At 69.8% G+C, this 894-nt stretch carries 1 protein-coding gene; it reads right to left on the reverse strand.

From position 1 onward, the window contains the following. Positions 1-56: 56 nt before the first annotated feature. The gene (locus R1101_RS0124545) at positions 57-731 is read right to left on the reverse strand and encodes a precorrin-8X methylmutase (RefSeq protein WP_016935773.1); all 675 of its coding nucleotides are present in this window, start codon (positions 729-731) and stop codon (positions 57-59) included. Positions 732-894: the final 163 nt, after the last annotated feature.

Here is an 894-nt window from a genome sequence, read left to right on the forward strand (position 1 = left end):
TTCGGGATCGCCGGGGCCGAGGCCCACTCCGTAGAACCTGCCGGACACCGTGTCGTTCATTCCTTCTCCTGCGCGAGTGCATTGATCGCGGACGACGCCATCGCCGACCCGCCGCGGCGGCCCCGCACCACCAGATGGGGTATCTGCAGCCGATGGTCGAGCAGCGCTTCCTTGGATTCGGCGGCGCCGATGAACCCGACGGGCACCCCGACGATCGCGGCCGGCCGGGGGGCGCCGGCGTCGAGCATCTCGAGGAGATGGAACAAGGCCGTCGGGGCATTACCGATCGCGACGACTGCACCCTCGAGGCGGTCGGCCCACAGGGACACCGCCGCAGCGGAGCGGGTCGTGCCCCAGCGCTCGGCGAGTTCGGGGACACGCGGATCGGCGAGCAGACACACCACGTCGTTGCCGGCGGGCAGTCGTGTGCGGGTGACTCCCGACGCCACCATGTTCGCGTCGGTGAGGATCGGAGCGCCCGCGTTCAGCGCAGCGCGTGCGGCCGGAACAAGATCGGGATGGATCACGAGATCCCGTGCCAGATCGGTCTGTCCGCTCGCGTGGATCATCCGGACCGCGACCTTCTCCGCCGTCGCGGGGATCGCGGTCAGATCCGATTCGGCGCGGATCGTCGCGAACGACCGGACGTAGATCTCGGCACCGTCGGTGATGTAGTCGTACCGGCGAGGCGGCGCGGACGCGTGGGCAGGGTGCGGCGGTGGAAGAGTCACGGTGTGCTCCTGGCGAAGGCAAGGCGATGAGGCGAGTGCGGCGCGCCGCAGGCGCGTTCGCAGCCGACGACATGAATTCGGGAATCGATTGTGTTTCCGGCGACGAGCCGGCGAGCCAGCGCTCGGGTGTCACCCTCGGCGAGGCTACACCCGGGTGCTCCCG

The sequence above is a fragment of the Rhodococcus sp. R1101 genome (assembly GCF_000278445.1).
Lineage (GTDB): Bacteria > Actinomycetota > Actinomycetes > Mycobacteriales > Mycobacteriaceae > Rhodococcus > Rhodococcus gordoniae.